The sequence below is a fragment of the Fulvimarina endophytica genome, assembly GCF_003403015.1.
In the GTDB taxonomy this organism is placed as follows: Bacteria; Pseudomonadota; Alphaproteobacteria; order Rhizobiales; family Rhizobiaceae; genus Fulvimarina; species Fulvimarina endophytica.
Window position 1 is genome coordinate 448,272 of sequence record NZ_QURL01000004.1, and the last position, 16,618, is coordinate 464,889.

At 60.5% G+C, this 16,618-nt stretch carries 16 protein-coding genes; 5 read left to right on the top strand and 11 right to left on the bottom strand.

Features of this window, described 5'->3' with window-relative positions:
* Positions 1 to 35 precede the first annotated feature (35 nt).
* Genes DYI37_RS11530 through DYI37_RS20565 form a run of 6 tightly spaced genes read right to left on the bottom strand, consistent with a single transcriptional unit; the run spans position 36 to position 4,299 of the window.
* The gene (locus DYI37_RS11530) at positions 36 to 1,973 is read right to left on the bottom strand and encodes a transposase domain-containing protein (RefSeq protein ID WP_116683359.1); all 1,938 of its coding nucleotides are present in this window, start codon (positions 1,971 to 1,973) and stop codon (positions 36 to 38) included.
* The gene (locus DYI37_RS11535; RefSeq protein WP_116683360.1) at positions 1,970 to 2,194 is read right to left on the bottom strand and encodes a hypothetical protein; all 225 of its coding nucleotides are present in this window, start codon (positions 2,192 to 2,194) and stop codon (positions 1,970 to 1,972) included. Before DYI37_RS11535 ends, DYI37_RS11530 begins: the two co-directional genes overlap by 4 nt.
* Before the next feature lie 2 nt (positions 2,195 to 2,196).
* Positions 2,197 to 2,580 carry a hypothetical protein gene (locus tag DYI37_RS11540; RefSeq protein WP_116683361.1) on the bottom strand — a complete coding sequence of 128 codons (384 nt, stop codon included), beginning with the start codon at positions 2,578 to 2,580 and terminating at the stop codon, positions 2,197 to 2,199.
* Positions 2,577 to 3,506, bottom strand: a complete 930-nt coding sequence (locus DYI37_RS11545; RefSeq protein ID WP_116683362.1) for a ParB N-terminal domain-containing protein — start codon at positions 3,504 to 3,506, stop codon at positions 2,577 to 2,579. Before DYI37_RS11545 ends, DYI37_RS11540 begins: the two co-directional genes overlap by 4 nt.
* Complete coding sequence (locus DYI37_RS11550) at positions 3,503 to 3,985, bottom strand: hypothetical protein (RefSeq protein WP_116683363.1); 483 nt, start codon at positions 3,983 to 3,985, stop codon at positions 3,503 to 3,505. The genes DYI37_RS11545 and DYI37_RS11550 overlap by 4 nt, the downstream gene beginning before the upstream one ends.
* The gene (locus DYI37_RS20565) at positions 3,982 to 4,299 is read right to left on the bottom strand and encodes a helix-turn-helix domain-containing protein (protein ID WP_116683364.1); all 318 of its coding nucleotides are present in this window, start codon (positions 4,297 to 4,299) and stop codon (positions 3,982 to 3,984) included. Before DYI37_RS20565 ends, DYI37_RS11550 begins: the two co-directional genes overlap by 4 nt.
* A gap of 133 nt (positions 4,300 to 4,432) precedes the next feature.
* Between DYI37_RS20565 and DYI37_RS19795 the strand changes: the two genes are divergently transcribed.
* Positions 4,433 to 5,128, top strand: a complete 696-nt coding sequence (locus DYI37_RS19795; RefSeq protein WP_147307916.1) for a S24 family peptidase — start codon at positions 4,433 to 4,435, stop codon at positions 5,126 to 5,128.
* A gap of 84 nt (positions 5,129 to 5,212) precedes the next feature.
* Positions 5,213 to 5,917: an HNH endonuclease gene (locus DYI37_RS19800; RefSeq protein ID WP_147307917.1), complete on the top strand. Its 705-nt coding sequence runs from the start codon at positions 5,213 to 5,215 to the stop codon at positions 5,915 to 5,917.
* Positions 5,918 to 6,339: 422 nt separating this feature from the next.
* Here DYI37_RS19800 and DYI37_RS19805 read toward each other — a convergent pair whose 3' ends face one another.
* From DYI37_RS19805 to DYI37_RS11570, 4 genes are all read right to left on the bottom strand, one after another.
* Positions 6,340 to 6,870, bottom strand: coding sequence for a hypothetical protein (locus tag DYI37_RS19805; RefSeq protein WP_147307918.1), 531 nt, complete (start codon positions 6,868 to 6,870; stop codon positions 6,340 to 6,342).
* 135 nt (positions 6,871 to 7,005) lie between these two features.
* Entirely contained in the window at positions 7,006 to 7,341 is a 336-nt protein-coding gene (locus DYI37_RS11565) for a hypothetical protein (protein ID WP_199520142.1), read from the bottom strand.
* A gap of 436 nt (positions 7,342 to 7,777) precedes the next feature.
* Positions 7,778 to 8,032 (bottom strand): hypothetical protein, encoded by a 255-nt coding sequence (locus DYI37_RS19810; protein WP_147307919.1) that lies wholly within the window; start codon positions 8,030 to 8,032, stop codon positions 7,778 to 7,780.
* Between the two features lie 73 nt (positions 8,033 to 8,105).
* Entirely contained in the window at positions 8,106 to 10,952 is a 2,847-nt protein-coding gene (locus tag DYI37_RS11570; RefSeq protein WP_158555158.1) for a glycosyltransferase, read from the bottom strand.
* A gap of 350 nt (positions 10,953 to 11,302) precedes the next feature.
* On the opposite strand from DYI37_RS11570, the gene DYI37_RS11575 reads away from it, so the two are divergent.
* The 3 genes from DYI37_RS11575 to DYI37_RS11585 are packed head-to-tail and all read left to right on the top strand — an operon-like array spanning position 11,303 to position 13,899.
* Positions 11,303 to 11,569, top strand: a complete 267-nt coding sequence (locus tag DYI37_RS11575) for a hypothetical protein (RefSeq protein WP_116683367.1) — start codon at positions 11,303 to 11,305, stop codon at positions 11,567 to 11,569.
* 6 nt (positions 11,570 to 11,575) lie between these two features.
* The gene (locus DYI37_RS11580; protein ID WP_116683368.1) at positions 11,576 to 12,745 is read left to right on the top strand and encodes a glycosyltransferase family protein; all 1,170 of its coding nucleotides are present in this window, start codon (positions 11,576 to 11,578) and stop codon (positions 12,743 to 12,745) included.
* A complete protein-coding gene (locus DYI37_RS11585; RefSeq protein WP_116683369.1) occupies positions 12,742 to 13,899 on the top strand; it encodes a glycosyltransferase family 4 protein in 1,158 nt (385 codons plus the stop codon). Before DYI37_RS11580 ends, DYI37_RS11585 begins: the two co-directional genes overlap by 4 nt.
* Before the next feature lie 191 nt (positions 13,900 to 14,090).
* On the opposite strand, the gene DYI37_RS11590 is transcribed toward DYI37_RS11585, so the two are convergent.
* Positions 14,091 to 16,469: a glycosyltransferase gene (locus DYI37_RS11590; protein WP_116683370.1), complete on the bottom strand. Its 2,379-nt coding sequence runs from the start codon at positions 16,467 to 16,469 to the stop codon at positions 14,091 to 14,093.
* Positions 16,470 to 16,618 lie beyond the last annotated feature (149 nt).

Sequence of the window (16,618 nt, forward strand, 5' to 3'; positions counted from 1 at the left end):
TTTTTCGTTTTGGGTCCGCCGTTCGGGCGGTACCGTCACGGCTGGCGGCCACCGGTCACCAGTCGCAATCCACGGGAGAAGGCGGTTTCCGCCTCGTCGTCCCAGCCCGTTTCGGGCGTGTCTTCGATCTCTTCGAGCCTCAGGGCCGCAGCTCCGCCGCGCGGCACGATGCGAGGGATGGACGGCAGCCTCAGTGTTTCGTCCTCTTCCGCCGCGCGCACGGTCCTGTCCTCGTAGAGAGCGGCCAGCTCGTCGGCCGTCATGACCGTGTGCATCAGCTTCTGGGTCTTCAGCGCCTTGAGGTATCCGGCACGGTTCCGGTTGTGCTTGCGGGCCGCGTCGGTGTCGTCGAAACCGGTGGCGAGGATGCACTCGGCATCCGCGATGAGACGGTTCGCCTGGTCGTAGACCTTCACGCCGGCCTTCAGATCGTCCGGGTCGTAGCGGACGGTCACCCTCTTGCCGGCATGGCCGGTCAGCGCCGGGTGCCAGTAGCGGTTGCCCATGAAATGGATCTCGCCATTGCCCGAGCGCGCCTTGATGCGCGTCGCCGCCATCAGCCAGAGCGAGCGCTGGCTTTCGCTCGCCCACCGCACGATCGTGTCGGGCTTTGCCAGCGAGTCCCGGAACGTCTCGTCGAAGCTGCGCCCCCGGCAGGCGACGGCCTTGCGCCCTGCCCGGCCGTTATGCTCGGCGATCTGGCTTGCGACATGCGAGCGGAACGCCTCGATCTCGATCGCCTTCGAGCCATAGTTCTCGGGCTTGGCGTCCGGCCGGTTGCCCGTATAGGCACCCGCGCAGAACGGATGCCGGGAGATTGTGTCGGTCAGGTCACGGAAGGCGCGCTCGATCGGTTTGGACTGGCCCGAATACGGCGTCGTCCAGTGGATCGTGACGCCGAGCGTGGTCAGAAGCCCGTCCGGATCGTCAGGCTTTGCCGTGAACCGGAAGCGGTTCGCCGTGCCACCGCTGATATCCTTCGAGGCGAAGGCCCGGCCGTTGTCGAGATAGATCATCTCGGGGATGCCGTGGACCGTGATCATGTCGCCGATGACGAGGCGCACGACATCCTTGTTCTCCGACGTCGCGAGCCGCCATGCGATCAGCTTGCCCGAATGGAGATCCTGCAGCGCGATCAGATGCGGGCGCAGGATCGTTCCGTCCGACGTCCGAACGAACACATCGAAGCGGTGGCCGTCCATGGTGACGGCCTGCATGGCGTGGAAATGCTGCCGGGCGCGGGTCTGGGCGGGAAACAGGGCCTTCGCCTGATCGCGTCCCTCCCGCGCCAGTGTCTGGACGGCGGGCGAGACGTCATTATCGAGATGGCGGCGCAAGGCGCGCTCGCTTGGGATCGGAGCCCAGCCTTCTCGGCCTGCCACCGCCTTCATGCGGCGATAGCAGGCGGAAAAGGTCGGCTGCTCGGGGCGTAGATAGTCGCTCTTGAAGGCCTCATAGGCCTTCTGATGACAGGCCGAGCGCCGGCTCGGCGTGCCCGTATGCTGGGGGGCAAGCGCGGCGAGCTGCGCCGAGCGGGCAAGGCCGGCGACCATCTCGCGCCAGCGCGTCAGGGTGCGGGCCGCGCAGCCGTAATCGCGGCATACGGTGAGCGAAGCCGTCGAAGCCGTCGCCCCGCTTCTGATCAGCACGTCATAGCGCTGGATCGCCGCGAGACGCCGCTCGGCTTCCTCTTTCTTCTTGGCGGGCAGACGCTCGAACGCAATCCAGCTTTCGTCGCTCGCCTCGACGACGTCCGCCGTCTCGGCGAGCGCCAGGCGTGCTCGGACCCCCTCCGGCAGGAGGCTTTCGTGATACTCGAAGCCGCCGCCCCGCTTGGCGACATGACGTGTGCGCGCGGCATCGCTGCGCCAGCCGCGCGCGGCGATCAGCTTGTTCAGGCTCCCGATCGAGGAAGGCAGATCGCCTCCGGCTGCGGCGACGATCTGCGCGGGCGTGTACCAGCGGCCGGTCATCGAGGCTCTCCCGCCTTCGCCACCGCATCGCGAACTGTCGCCTCGTTCTGTTCGAGCCAGCGCAGCGTCCGCAGCACCGCTTGCATGTTCGCGATATGCAGTTCAGCGACGCCCTGGCGCATCGAGCCGTTGGAGACGAGGCGCGGATAGGTCTTCCGCCGCTGCTCGATCTCGCGGCAGACCTCGGCGATCTGGGATCTGAGGGAGAGGGTCGAGACCATGGCTACTTTCCAGCCTTCCCGGCCAGCTGAACCTCGAGCTGGGCGAGCCAGCTGTCGATCCGGCTGCGCTGCGTCTGCAGGGCCTGCATGTCCGCACGCAGCCTGTCGTCGGTCTGCAGGACCGAGAGCCCTTCATCGGCGAGGATCGCCTCGTAGAGCTTCGGAGCGCTGAGAACGCGAGCGAGCGCCTTTAGCCGCACGACGCTGATATCGTTCAGCTTGGACGGACTGGTCAGAGCGTCGAGCGCGCTCCGGCTCATCGGCCGATCGGTCAGGATCGCCACTTCCGCGGCGATCCGGTTGCGGTCCATGCCGCTCTCGCGGATCGCCTGGCTCATCGCCGATTTCAGGCGCAGTCGGAACTGTTCGGAATCGAGCGGTCTCACGAGGATGCCTCCCCGTTGTCCTCGTCCGCGCCACCGGCGGCAACGCGGTCCGCTTCCTCGCGCGTCACGCCGAGCGTGAGCAGGAACTCGCGCCGCTTGGCGGTCGAGGCCATCATCCAGGAATTGGTGAGGCGCTTGAAGACGATGGTCTGGCGATCCTCGCGCGGCCGGGCGGCGAAGAACTCCAGGGCCTGATCGACATCGCCATCCGTCTTGTTGACGATCAGCAACGCGATCTTGTTCTGGTCTTCGGGTGGATACTTCGAGAGGCCCTCGATCACGGACAGCCGGTTTTCGGCGTTCGAGCCGATGAGCGCATCGTGCAGCGTCTTGGTCAGGCGCTTGGCGATCGTCGAGAAGCGTTTGGCCTGTCGATAGGATATGCCGAGGCGGTCCGTGATGCGGGCGTAGAAACCAGCCCCTTCGCTTTCTTCCTCATGCCCGAGAAGATCAGCGATCAAAGGGCCAACTTGGCCCTTTGATTTTTCCTGATACTCCTCGGACTTCCGATCTCCGCCTCGGCTGATCTCGCCATAGCGGGCCTCGAACAGCTCTCGATAAGCCGCAACACCGTCGATCCGCTCCAGCGCGGTCGGATCGTTCCGAAAGAGGTTCTCCTCGATCCCGATCTCAGCTGCGGTCTGACGGTCCGCCGTGCTGATTGCCGCCTGGATCTCGACAAACCCGGCTTCGCGGTGCGCTTCCACGCGATGCCGACCAGCGACCAGCGTGAACTTCGTTGCGCCGTTCGGCGTCCGGCGCACCACGACCGGCGGCAGGACGCGGCCGCGCAGCATCTGCATGGCGTAGAGCCGCACGAACTCGGGCTTGAGGGCGCGATGCTCCGTATCGAGCACCGTGATCTCGTCGAGCGGGATCGATTGGACGACCGCAATCGGTGCGGCGTCGGGCGAATGGTCCGTCATTGATGGTCCTGTTCGGTCTGGGTGGCATGGAGGGCGTGATCGGCCATCGCCTCGTAGGCAGTGGCGAACTCTGGCTTCGTCATCCGCTCGTCGATGATCTTGAGCGCCCGGTTCACCGCCTCGCGGGAACGGGCAAGCTCACGGGCAACGCGCTGTTTCGGCGCTCCCAGACGATGGACGAGAAGATGAAGCGCGATCTGCCGGGCGAGTTGAGCGTCGAATAGCCCGTGCGGCGGATAGGCGATATCGGCATGAGAGAGGTGCGGCAGCCGGCTCTGGACGCCTGACACCGCCGCCTCGAAGAGAAGCGACACGGGCCCATCCGGCATTTCGAGCGCTTCGAACGGCGCGGACACGACGGCTTGGCTCGCCTCGACGGCATCGGCGGTCGGTTCACCGCCATTGTCGACGCTCGTTGAGGTGGCGAGACGATCCGCCAAGCGGGAAAGGAACGGAAATTCTGGATCGACATGCCTCATGACCGTGCCTCCAGCGCCTTTCGGCGTTGTGCATGGGTCGGCGGACGGTCATAATTTGCCGCAGGCTGGGGCGAGAGGCGCATGCCTTCTTCGTCATAGCGGGCAGGCCACAGAGAAGACGGCTCGACGCCAAGGACGTCGGCAATGGCTCGCTCGCCCGGCTCATGAGCACGCAGGATCGCAAGGCTCGCCGAGCCGCGATTGAGATCGTATTCCAGATCGATCCTGCGGCAGGACCATCCGGCGATCCGGAGCCTGCCGCGAATGGACTCGGCCTGTTCGATACGAGGGTCGATAACAGCACTTCGAGACAAGTCGTCTCTCCGACTTTGGAGAGAAGCCGGCCAGGGCTTCCTTCCGCGAGAAAAGGAATGTCGTCATGATGACTAAATACGAAAAGCGAGACGGTTTCAATGCCCTTTCTCGCATATTTTACGAGAAACGGACTTGAGCGATACGTTTGTTTCTCAGCTTCAGGCTCTCGCGGATAAGTTCGGCGGCCCGTCCCAACTCGCCGATATCGCGGGGATCAAGAGAAGTACGTTCTATGGCTGGTTGAACGGTCGCGATCCACGCAGAGCCGAACTTGCAAAGATCGTGTCGGCTACCGGATGCGACCCAATTCCGCTTCTCGGACTCTCAGACGAGACATTCCCTAAAAGGGCCCGGACTGAGCCGCTTGCGGCTACTTCGAGCCACCTCGATGACCGTACGCTTGTCGCTGTACCGCGCTTCGATATTCAGGCTGCGGCTGGAGGAGGAGCGCTTCCCGCACTGCAGGAGCCGAATGATAGCTTCTACGTCGCACGAGACTGGCTCTACCGGTTCGTTCCGCCAAGCGTTCAGATCTCGATGATCGAAGTCGTCGGCGACTCCATGGATCCAACGATCCGCGACGGCGATGTCCTGTTGATCAGGCACGATCGAACCACGCTGCAGGCGACGATCGGCAACGTCATCGTCCTTACGCTGGACGATCTGCTCTACGTGAAACGCCTCCAGGGAAGCGACCAGGGCGATATGCTTCTGACATCAGACAACGAGTTCTACACGCCGATCCGAATCCCGCGCCGCGAATGGGACGAACGCGTCCGCATCCACGGCCTAGCCTTCTGGCACGGCGGCTCCATCAGAAAGCGATGATGCTTTGAAAATTCTCTGGCGGAGAAACGCCTGACGCATAGTTTAAGCTAACTGAAATTATTAAACAGTACTCGTGAGGACGATATGAAAGAAAATCGACCTGAAGCTCCACCAAAGGTCAAGCAACAACTCAGACAGGAAGCCGGCTTCGGCTGCTGTCATTGCGGCCATCCTTTTATACAGTACCACCATATAATTCCATGGGCGGAAGACAACCATTTCCGTCCTGATGATATGATGGTGCTATGTGGACAATGCCATCATCTTTGCACCGTCGGCGCGATCACGCAATCTGATCAAAGGAAAATCAAAGCCAAACCAAGGAATATTGTGGACGATCTTGTGAGAGGGATGCTTTACGTCAACACACAAAATCTATCCGTTAATTTAGCTGGCGGAAAAGCAGTTGAAACTCCAAATCTAATTAATCTTTCGGGCGTCACTGTATTGTCCGCAAAACGCGATGAAGAGCACGGCAGAATTTTGATTTCCGCAATGATCCACGACAAATCCGGGAACGTCGTGGCAACCTTGCGCGAGAACGAGTGGTCAATGGCTCCTAATGCAGTGTGGGATTTTGAGACATACCCTCTGCATTCGAAAATAAGATTGGCACCGTATGACATCGCTTTCGCCGTCGATGTCAGAAATGAAGAATTAAACTTACAGGGAAAATGGTTCCATAAAGGTATAGAGATCAATTTCAGCCCGTCAAAAGCCACAATTGGGAGTAATGTAATTAAATCTCTCAACGCATGGCACTGTAATACTATGCTTTCTGTCAGTTAGTCTATTTTTTGAATGATATAAATGCGCCCCATCACTCGAAAAAACTATATTAATTTTCAATTTTACGTAAAGCAGTTTGAACATTTCTGCCGGTTTAGTGTTAGGCCCGCTGCGTGCAAATTTAACTCGACCTGTCGGCGCAATGGAATTGGCAGTCCTGTTTCAGCCCGCTCGAAACCGTCCGGTCGCAATCTAACAGGCGCAAAAGGAGTTATCGCCTGGTTTTGAACACCCTTCAACTGAGGGCACAAAACCGGACAGTTTGAGCGCAACCGTCTAGGGCGCCACTTCCCACGCAATCTCACTCGTTTCAATGAAAACCTGCGTTCCTCAAAGGCCTATATTCATCTGGCGCCCGCTTTAGTAGATCTAACAAGCTTCAATGCGCATTGCATGTTCGGCACATGCGCGTCGACAGAACGCTACAATTTTTCTGCAGCGATTGTGCATTGGTCCCGCCAGCCGTCGCCATTTTTCGGCAACGCGCGTAGCCCCTCACGAATTTTGTCGATCGAGTCTTCAGTAGACGAAGATACCATCTCTTGGAGATGATCTGCGATGATTTCGGTTACCTCTCGAAACCATGCTCCGCCTTTGGATGCCGTGATCGAAGGAAGTTGGTCGAAAGGAATTAGAGCTGCGACAGGTCCGGCGGCAACTACACTCGCATTGGGCAAATTAGCGCAGCACTGGTGCAGATCCCAACCGGCCTGAGAGAACGGATCCAAAGGTGAGTCGAATCGCTTATTAGCTTCATCTGGCCCCCAATCCTTACACAGCTCTTTTGCAGCTGTCAGCACAGGAAGCTCTTCTTTCAACTGCGATATAGCTTTTTGGATATCGACGCTCGATATTGCCACAGCGGGCGCTGGCTGGAAATGAGAGGCAAACGCCACTAAGACGACAATGACTCTGCTGAGCAGATTCAAACATCGATTGCAAATATCGCTCATAAATTACCTCTTTCTCGAACGCTAAGTCACAAATAATACTAAAAACGCTTTCTCGTTGAAAGCTTCGGAGGGCACGACCCAAGTCATGACGTACAGCAGAATTGGCAATTCTGTTGCAGAGAAGGTCTCAAAATTTTACTCGTCGCGCATAAGCTGATGTGCTTCCCGCACTGAAACACCCGGTTCGTTTCCAGCAGATTCGATCATACCGCGAGCTATTTTTCCCTCGCCTTTTTTGATCTGTTTCATCGCGTCCAAGACGCGTTCGAGATCATCCGTACCCTCCGGATATGAAGGGCTTTTTCTGCCTGCAACAGCGCCGTTGTAGGCCATTTGAACTTTATAGACATACTGCGGTGATCCGTCCGCCCAATGCTCCAGGCCGAATGAAACGCGATAGGCTGGATTACCTCCATGGGGAGGACTCGCTGGCACATCGACATATCGAATCGGGAAATAGACTTTGCTCACAATAGGACCTCAAATTATTTTTCCTATAGGTCCTATAGATCCTATAGGAAAAGCCGTCAATCTCGAGCATATCGAAACACTTTTTCGTATTCCGTTTCACGCTCGCGCGGTCAGGAGCGACAGCAGCCGCGCTCGATGAGGTGCAACTTGCGTGCCTCCCGAGAGCGGCCTTTCCGTAGCTCGGAAAACTCGACCCGTAGAAAACGCGGCGCAACTTAAATCGGCTCTCAAACGGTCATCGAGAACGAGAAAAGCCCGCTTTCGCGGGCTCGACGGAATCTAGATCCGAAGTTGCACCATTGGCGCAACTTGATTTTGCTCAAGGGCCTCGGTCTGGTGCAGTCCGATCCACTCTTAGAACGCGCCCTTTAAACTCTCAGAACGCCTCACGACAAGGCTTCTCAACCGCTTTGGCGCTCCGCTCTCGAAGACCATTTCAGGATCGCGCCGTTTGTCGTCCCATCTGCTCACGGACAGCCGATTTCGCCAAATCGAGTGACAAAGCATTCGCGGCCGTCTCGCGCTCAATCCTCGCCAGAGTTCTTTGTTCCCCGGCGCTTTCGCCAAATCCCGGACAATTCCGGTCAATCCCGCCTTTCGCCATATCCAGTGTCAAACAACAACGGATCGCCGTAGCGCGCATTTGGCGCGCCACTTTGATTGTTTCTTCCGTCACCATGGCGTGCCCCATCGAAGTGATCCATCCTGAGAGATGGCTCTCCGGAGGCACGCAACTCAAGTGGTGGATTTCACTTGGGGACGGCTTAACCGGCAAGGGTGATGGCGACCAGGTCGGCGAACTTCGTCGAACTGACCTCCCAGTCGTAGACGGTCGCCTTGCGGTTCCGATCGGTTTCGTCCTGGCGATCGACCTCGTTGGTCAGCCATTTGCAGGCAGCGAGCACGCTCCCGGTCGTCGCAATCGGAAATTCGCGGTGGGCGGGAATGTCGGAAGCAAGCGTCGGAAGCCCCATGGCGAGCGCCTGGCTGATTCCGAGATTGTAGCCCTCCCAGCGTGAGAAGCCGAGATAGGCGTCCGCGGCGGTGTAAAGATCCGTGAGTTCCTCATCGGGAACGTTCGGAAACACCGTGAAACCCAGCGCTTCGACCTGGGCGACGTCGTGGGCACTGCCGGCACCGGCGAGGGCCCAGGCCATGCGGTCCGCCTTCTCCGGATAGAGATAGGCGAATTCGCGGATCATGCGCGCGATCTTGTCGAGCCCCTTGTAGACGCGCTCGTTCTCGCTGAAACGACAAACTGTGAGCACGACGAAGCGATCCTCCCAGCCCGTCGCCTGGCGGACCCTCTGTCGACGCGGCCTATGCATGGGCGACCAGGCCGGCAGATGCGAATTGGCGAGGCCGACGACGACCGCGCGGTCGTTGATGGTCTCGTCCTTCACCGCCTGCGAGATGGCGGCGAGCTGCGTCGTCAACGAGGCGGCCGAGCGCTTCTGGTCCTCCACCTCGATCAGGTAGCTGCGCGTCGGCTCCGGAAAGAAATCCGCGGACGGTTCGCCGTAGTCGTAGGACAATACGGGTATGTGTCCGCCGATGAGCGTCGGAATCGTGAAAAACGGCGGTGTATGGCAGACGATCAGGTCGACATCGTTGCAGAATGCGTAGACTGCAGCTTCTTTCGAGGAAGACAGCTCGACCCGCTCGCAGCCGGGAAAGGCGAATTCGCGCTCGGCGACAGGGCCGCCGATCACGATCTCGTAGCCGAGTTCGACCAACTTGCGCACATGCTGCTGAATGACGAGCGGTACGCCGAAGCCGAGCTTGTAGACGGAGCTGAGGACGAGGATCTTCTTGCGGGTCCGTTCAGCCCGCAACCAGGGACGGCGCACGCGCGGCGGCTCCGCGAGATCGCCGGCCCTCTCCGCCGAGAGGTTCGGACTGTAGGACGGGTCGTCAAAGAAATAGCTGCGATAGCGGCTCCGCGTGTAGTGAGCCTCGTCGAAGAACCGCGCCATCGTCTCGCGTGTGTTGTCGCGCTCGCGCGTCTTCGACTCGTCGTGGATGAGCAGCGGATCGGCGATGTAGATATTACGATAACCGGCCGCGAGACAGTCGAGGCAGAGCTTGGCGTCGTTCCAGGTGATCGCCAGGATTGGGTCGAACCCGCCGACGTCCCAGAAAACGCTGCGGCGGATGGCGAAACAGGCGCCTGTCATCACCGTCATCTCGCGAGTATGGTCGCGATCGACGATATCTTCGGCCGGCCGATGGTTGGAGAGGTGCCTGATCGTTCCCATCCCGACGCCGGCAGCGCAGCCGGCGTGCTGCAGAGTTCCGTCCGGGAAAAGGAGCTTGCCACCGACGACGCCGGTCTCTTCGCGCTGCGCCTGCGCGACGAGTTTGCTCAGCCACTGCGGATCGATGACGACGGTGTCGTTGTTCAGGAAGACGAGGATGTCCCGCTCGGTCTGTTGCGCGCCGAAATTGTTGATCTTGGAGAAGTTGAATTTGTGCGGATAGGCGATGACCCGGACATTGGAGAGGCGTGACAGTTCTCCGAAATAATCGCGCGTCTCGTCGAGCTTCGAATTGTTGTCGAGCACGATGACTTCGAACAGGTCACGGGCGTAGGACGTCTTCTCGAGAATGCTCTCGATGCACGGCCTCAGATAGCCGACGCCATCCTTGGTGGGGATGATGATCGAGACGCTCGGTCCGTGGTCCGACGGGGCGGGAAAGGGCCTCGCCCTGCGGTCGACCGTCCGCAGCATGTGGTAGAGGACGAAGGGAACGTGCTCGACCTTGCCGCTTGCGCCGATCGCGGCGATCAGGCGGTCGAATGCCTCCGGGTCTTCGAAAGACGCCGCGCCGATCGGTTCACGATCGAGGTCCGGCTTTCCGGCAACGAGAACGCAGTCGCCTATGTAGTTGAAGTGCGAGAGGTAGAGCGGCGAGTACTGCGGCTTGAACTGCGGATCCCTGCGGACGCCGTCCCCGTCCATCCGATCGTTGTCGGCATAGACGAGGCTCGCGCCCGTGCGCACGGCCGCTTCGATCAGCATGTAGAGGCTGAGCGGATTGAGGAGAACCGGGCCACGGCACAGGAGCGTCGGCTGGTTCTCGGCAAGGAGCGCTTCGAGCCTGGCGCCACCCTTCGAGATGGTGATGTTCGGTTCGTCAGCGAGCCGCGCCCTCAGAGCGCTCGTTTCGCTCTCGCTGAGATCGTTCGGGAGGACCAGAACGGCATTCCACCGCTCGTGAATCGAGGAGCGCCAACCCTCCACCATTCGTCCGACCAGTGGCACGTCGGAATGACCGATGAACGAGACGATACGGATCTCGGGAAGGTCGAGGCTGCGATGATGGGCCTTCGCGGCCCGCAAATGCTGATCTTTCAGAATGTCGAATCGATCGAGCCAGGCCTCATACGTCAAGGGCGGCGACAAAAGCGCCGATCCGTCTTTCGACTGAAGTGCGAGCGCGAGTGTGACGATGCGGGTCTTGATCCCGGACAGGCCCTCGCTCCGACCGACCGAGATGGTCTTTCGCGCGAGCCGGATGATGTTCAGTCGTCCGTTCGACGTCTTCGAGAGCATGCGCGTCGCATAGCGGACTGTGCGCAGACGCCGCCTGATTTTGTCGATTGCCATGTATAATGATTCCAACCTGTGTCCTTCGGGGGGGTACAAAGCCACACTCGAAGGCGCTTCCGCAACGTTTTGCGCGCCGCCCGCATCTCCGCCGCGCCGCAGCGCCATATCATGACACCGGAACGTGTCTGCCGCGGCATTTGCTCCAATCCGCGGACCGGCTTTCGCCCTTGCCCCGGCAGCCACCCCCGTCCTATAGAGGAAAACAGCGTTCGGGCTCGTCGCCGGCGCCTCTTCGAGCGTCGGCATCAATCAAGAGACGGCGAGAAATGGCTGACGGGAGCCGTCGGTCGGTCGAGACTTCGATGCAGAGACTTATCCGATTTCTTCCCTTACCGCTCCGACGCCTGTTGAAACGGTTCATCCGTCTCATCGTCGGCTTTCTAACGCGGCATCCGAGCCTTCATCGCATGATGAAGCGCACCTATCGAACCCTGCCCGGCCTCCAGAGCGCCGGGCGGCGTCTGGCCTTCGCCTCGCTCCCGCCGTCGCAGTCTGGAACGGCGAGCGGCAACATCGGTGTCAGGAGGCCGGGCTATCAGTTCCAGCCAGCTCCCGTCGGACCCAATGGCGTGGTCACGGTCGAGGCTCTCTACCATCTTTCTCGGTCGCTCTGAGGACTCATGACGATCTTCTTGAGTGAAGCCGTCGGACAGGAGCGATTGCCGTTCGGCCTGAACGATGGGTCGGAAAGCAACGCGCGGACGCATTGGAAGCTTCTGGCCGAAGCCTATCGCCGCAGCTTCATCGCAGCGGGCCATACTGTCACGCCGGTCCTCAGACCCGAGATCTACCAAAGCGAGATCGCCCGACGCACGCTCGCAATTGGTCCGGACGACTGGCACCTCTGCGTCAAGCCGGTGACGCATTTCCGCCCGTTTCACGGTCTTACGAACGTTCTCGTCTATGACGAACCCGATCCGGCATTCCTGGACGCTGTCGATCCGGGCTCGCGGACGGGCGCCCTTCAAGATCCTTTCCATCTTCTTCGCCAGGCAGACCTGGTCCTGTGCCCGACCAGCCATGCCACGAGGCGGTTGCGAGCAGCGGGGATCGAACGAACGGCGACCCTGCCCCCAATGCTGTCGGCCCCGACGGTCCCGGTGCTCGACTTCGGTGAGGCTGCGAACGGTTCCGAGCGCCCCGTCATCTTCGCGACCGCCAGCGACAGGGAGGGGATGGTCAGAAATCTGGCGCCCGTGATCGAAGGATTCGTCCAGGCCCGCCGCCATCGCTCCGAAATCCACCTCGTCGTCAACGTGATCAGCGGTCGGACGCGCTCCCAGGCGGATCTGCGGAACGAGGCGACCCAGCGCATCGGCTTCGATTGTCTCGACAGCGCCATCACCTTCCTTTCGGCCGATCCGAGCGGCGAAGCCCGTGGCGACTGGCTGGCCGGCTGCGACTACTTCCTGTGGACCGGCCCGTCGGGCGGCCTGCCGATTCCCCTGTGCGAAGCGATGCTTGCCGCGATTCCCGCAATGACCATCACGACCGGGGATCTGACCGAAGTGCTCGGCGAAACGTCGACATTGGCGATCACGATCGACGGCGAAGCGGCGGTCTCGTCGGAAACGTCGTCCAAGGACGCATATAGCGGTGTGCCCGGTTCATTTCCGACGGCACACTCCATACGAAAGGCGATCCTTGCGGCCGCGTCGACGTCACCGGATGACAGACGCATGATGGGCGAGACCTCCCGCTCCGTCCTTGCGGAGCGTTACGGACTTGACGCTTTTCGCACGGCCTCGAAGGACGTCGCGAGACTGATCGGCGAGAACAATCCGGCATGACGTCATCCCGCACACCCTTGGTCGTCGATATCGGGCCTCTCCGCGAGGCCTATTACACCGGCATTCCGAACGTCGTCGCCGAGATTTGCGATCGCCTGATCGAGGAAGACTGGCTCGACCTCTATTTCGACCTCGACGGAAAGTGGATCGAGACGTCCGTGCTTCGGCGATGCCTTGCAGCGCGCAGCGGTTCGGCGCTTGCAGGAGCGGGCGATCGGTTCCGGCCGGCGGCCGACTTTCGCAAGATGCTCGCGGACCAAGGGAAGCTGGATCGCACTGTCGCGCTCTATACGGATCATCGTCCGGCCCAGAAGCTATGGGCCCGCGAGGGCAAGATCGTGTACGATCTCTCGATGGTTCTCGCCCCGGAATGTCATCCAGAGGGCTCGGTGCAGATGTATACGAGTGATCTTGCCGAGCAGATCGCGTCGAGCGACGTCCTGTTCTGCATCTCCCGGTCCACGGCTCGCGACGTCGAGTGGGTTTTCGGGGTGAAGCCCGATCGGATCAAGGTCGCGCTTCTCGGCAACAATGTCGAACTCGCCAAGCCTGATCGCATGCGAGACATGATCGCCGGCAGGCCGGTCGAACCCTACCTCCTCGTGCTCGGATCGATCGAGCCGCGCAAGAACGCGGCGCTGGTTCTCAAATGGCTCGCGGGGCGACCTGAGGTCTTGAAAGAGATGCGTGTCGTCTTCGCCGGCCGACAGGCATGGGGTGACGATTTTCGCCTCCTTGCGGAGCGCAACGGGCTTGAGACGGCACTCTCCACCGGCCGCATCGTCTTCACGGGCTACGTGGACGACCGGTTGAAGGCCGCGCTCCTGACCGGCGCTGCGGCTCTCGTCTATCCCTCTATCTTCGAAGGCTTCGGCCTGCCGCTCCTCGAGGCGATGTCGATCGGGACGCCGGTTCTCAGTTCCGTCTCGACGTCGATGCCCGAGGTCGTCGGCGATTGCGGTTACTACTTCGACCCGTTCGACGTCGCTTCGCTCGATCGCGCTTACGAGGCACTCAAGGCCGACCGCCTCTCGGGCGCGGTCGAGGCGGTCGTCGACAAAGCGAGGGAACGCGCCCAGACGTTCAGCTACGACAAGACTTATGCCGTCATTCTCGGCGGCTTGTTCCCGTCCGGACGTCCCCGCCCGATCTGAGCCGTATGGGTCGTCGGACAGCAAGCGGCTTCGAGACGATGCCGAAGCCGGAATTATGTGCGCCGCAACCTTCGAGACGCGGCCATCTTCGACGATCAGCCCGGCCGCCAGGGTCCAAGGACGTCATCTAGATCGGACCCGGAGGTTCAACCGCGTCTTTGCCCTCTGTCGTTCGAGCCCGAAACCTTACTTCACGACGGCGATCTGTTCTCACCGGTCGCACGAGCCGGACCGTCATCGGGTCCGTCCATGGCGGACAGGATTTTCTCGATCCGCTTTCGCATGACAGGCCCGACGGCTTCGGGGCTGTATTTCCCGATCTCCTGGGAAGCCGCCAGACCGCGCCGCTGTCCCTCGCTCGGTGACGCCGCGATTTCGCGCATCGTCTGGATCGCAGCCTTCTGGTCCGGTTCCGCCCATTCCTGACCGTCCGACCACGGATATTCGTGGCTCCGGATCGGGCGAAGGGTATACGGAACCGGGAAACCCGTTCTGGAATTCAAAAAGTCTCTGGAACCGGAGTAATCCGTTCCGATGACGATCCGTCCAAACGTCATCGCTTCAGCCATCCCAAGGCCGAAGCCCTCGGCGCGATGCAGGGACACGTAGACGTCCGATGCCTTGATCAGGCCCAGCATTTCCGAACGGTCGAGATTTCGATCGACGACGATGATCCGCGGATCCGCCTCGACGGCATCTGCGATCCGCTGTTTCATCTCGGGATAATGCTCAGCCGCGCCGATCGACTTGATGACGAGACCGACCTTTTCGTCTTGCCGCGGAAAAGCCGCCTGAAACGCTTCGAGCACACCGAATGGGTTCTTCCGAAAGGGTGACGAGTAATAATCGAAACTAAACATGAAGTAGAAACGATCTTCGTCCATCGCGAATGCTTCGCGACCCGGATGATCCCCATCCGTCCTGTCCATGGCCGGCGGCATCACGAGGATGGGGCCATCGAAGATCGGAGCGAACGCATCCGCAATGAAGGAGTTGGGAGCCCAGATCTCGTCGATATGAACAAGACTGTCGCGCCAGGCGTCCGGCGCGCGCGGCAATTCCCAGTATGTGCAGAGAATATTGTAGGATCGATCGAGCATGGATCCGTCCACATTGTCGTAGACTTCGGGCAACTGATCCGCAGCGACTTCTATGACATTGATCGCATAGGCATTGGTTCGATCATACCGATCGGCCATGAACGGACCGAGCAGACGCGTTTCGATGTTCCTTCGAAACGGATAGATCGCGAACGGTATGCCTGCCAACTCGGCAGCCTTGAGATTGGCGCGGAACGCCTGACCGAGACCCAATGCGCCTTCTGCATATCCGATGAACAGAACGCCGTTTCGAAGTTGCGCGGTCGCACCGGGTCGTCTCGCGGCGATGGAGCGTCGAACGCGTTCGAGATGCTTCGATGCCGACTTGCGCAGATGACGGCCGCGGCGCTGAAGATACTGCGCTCCGTGATGTCGAGTGGCGCTCGAAAATGCCGCCTTCCATCCCGACGCTTCCAGCGTGGTGGTGAAGCTATCGAGAAGAAAGCCGACCCTGCGGAGGTTGCGGATCGCCAGACGCGTTAGAAATCCAGGTTCCTGCTGCGTCACCGCTACCACGTGGTGGCCATCGGACTTGCTTCTATTGGACGATACGAGAGATCCGTCGCCTGAACCGGAGGAGGACGAACCGGATTGCCGCAGGCGCCCGTTGCCGGCGCCGTCTTCGACGATCGGGACCTCGTGGCGCAGGGCGGGAGGAGGAGTCCTCTCGATGATGCTTAGGGTGACGGCTTTCTGCGAAGAATGGCCCCCATCGGTAAGGAATCGACCCAGATGTTTGTCTGCAAATAGTCTCTTGTCGTCTTCCAGCCGTTCGATATCGGAGCGACAGGGCTTCTCCGTCTCCCCCGAACCGATGCGGTGCTCTATGTGCGATCGGGGCAGATAGGCACAGCCGTAACCCGCCCCACGCAGTCGAAACCCGAAGTCGGCATCCTCCAGATGGAAGCTGTAGCGATCGTCGAGGAACCCGATTTCCGCGATCGCGCCCATCCGGATCCCTGCGAATGTCAGTTCGCAATAATCTGACTCGAGACGCTCGATCGAGCCATCCGGCGGTACGAGATCACGCTCGAAGGTCAGCGTTCGGAGATCCCAGCAGGCGCGATAGGCCGTGGCGTTGTCGCCGGATTTCCCGGCGATCCGCGTTTGAGCCGGCGCCACGATTCCAAGTTTGGGGTCATCGGCGAGCGCGCCCAGCAATTCGCGAACGACATCTGTCGTACACATGATGTCGTCGTCGGCGACGAAGAGGAAATCGCGGCCTCTCTCGCGGGCGATGCCGGCACCGATATTGCAGGCTCGGCTCAAGGAATGAGGATGCCCAAGCTGGACGAACTCGACGCCCGCATCCCGGCAAACGGCCTGCGTATCGTCCACGCTCGCCTGATCGAGGACGACGACGATTTCCGGCGGCACGGCCAATGTCGGCAACATGCGTCTCAGGCGGTGTGCGCCGTTGAACGACGGAATGACGAGCAAGGACGACTGTAGGATGGTATCCGAGAGCATGCTCCTGCTTTAACTCTGAAAATGTCCCTTCACAATTCGCAGAGAGCGCGTTCGGCGCTACGAGATCGATCGATATCTCTGACGAGACAGAGAGCGGACCGGGGATCCGGACCGGACCGTCAGGATCGGGAACCGGGTTCGGTCAATGG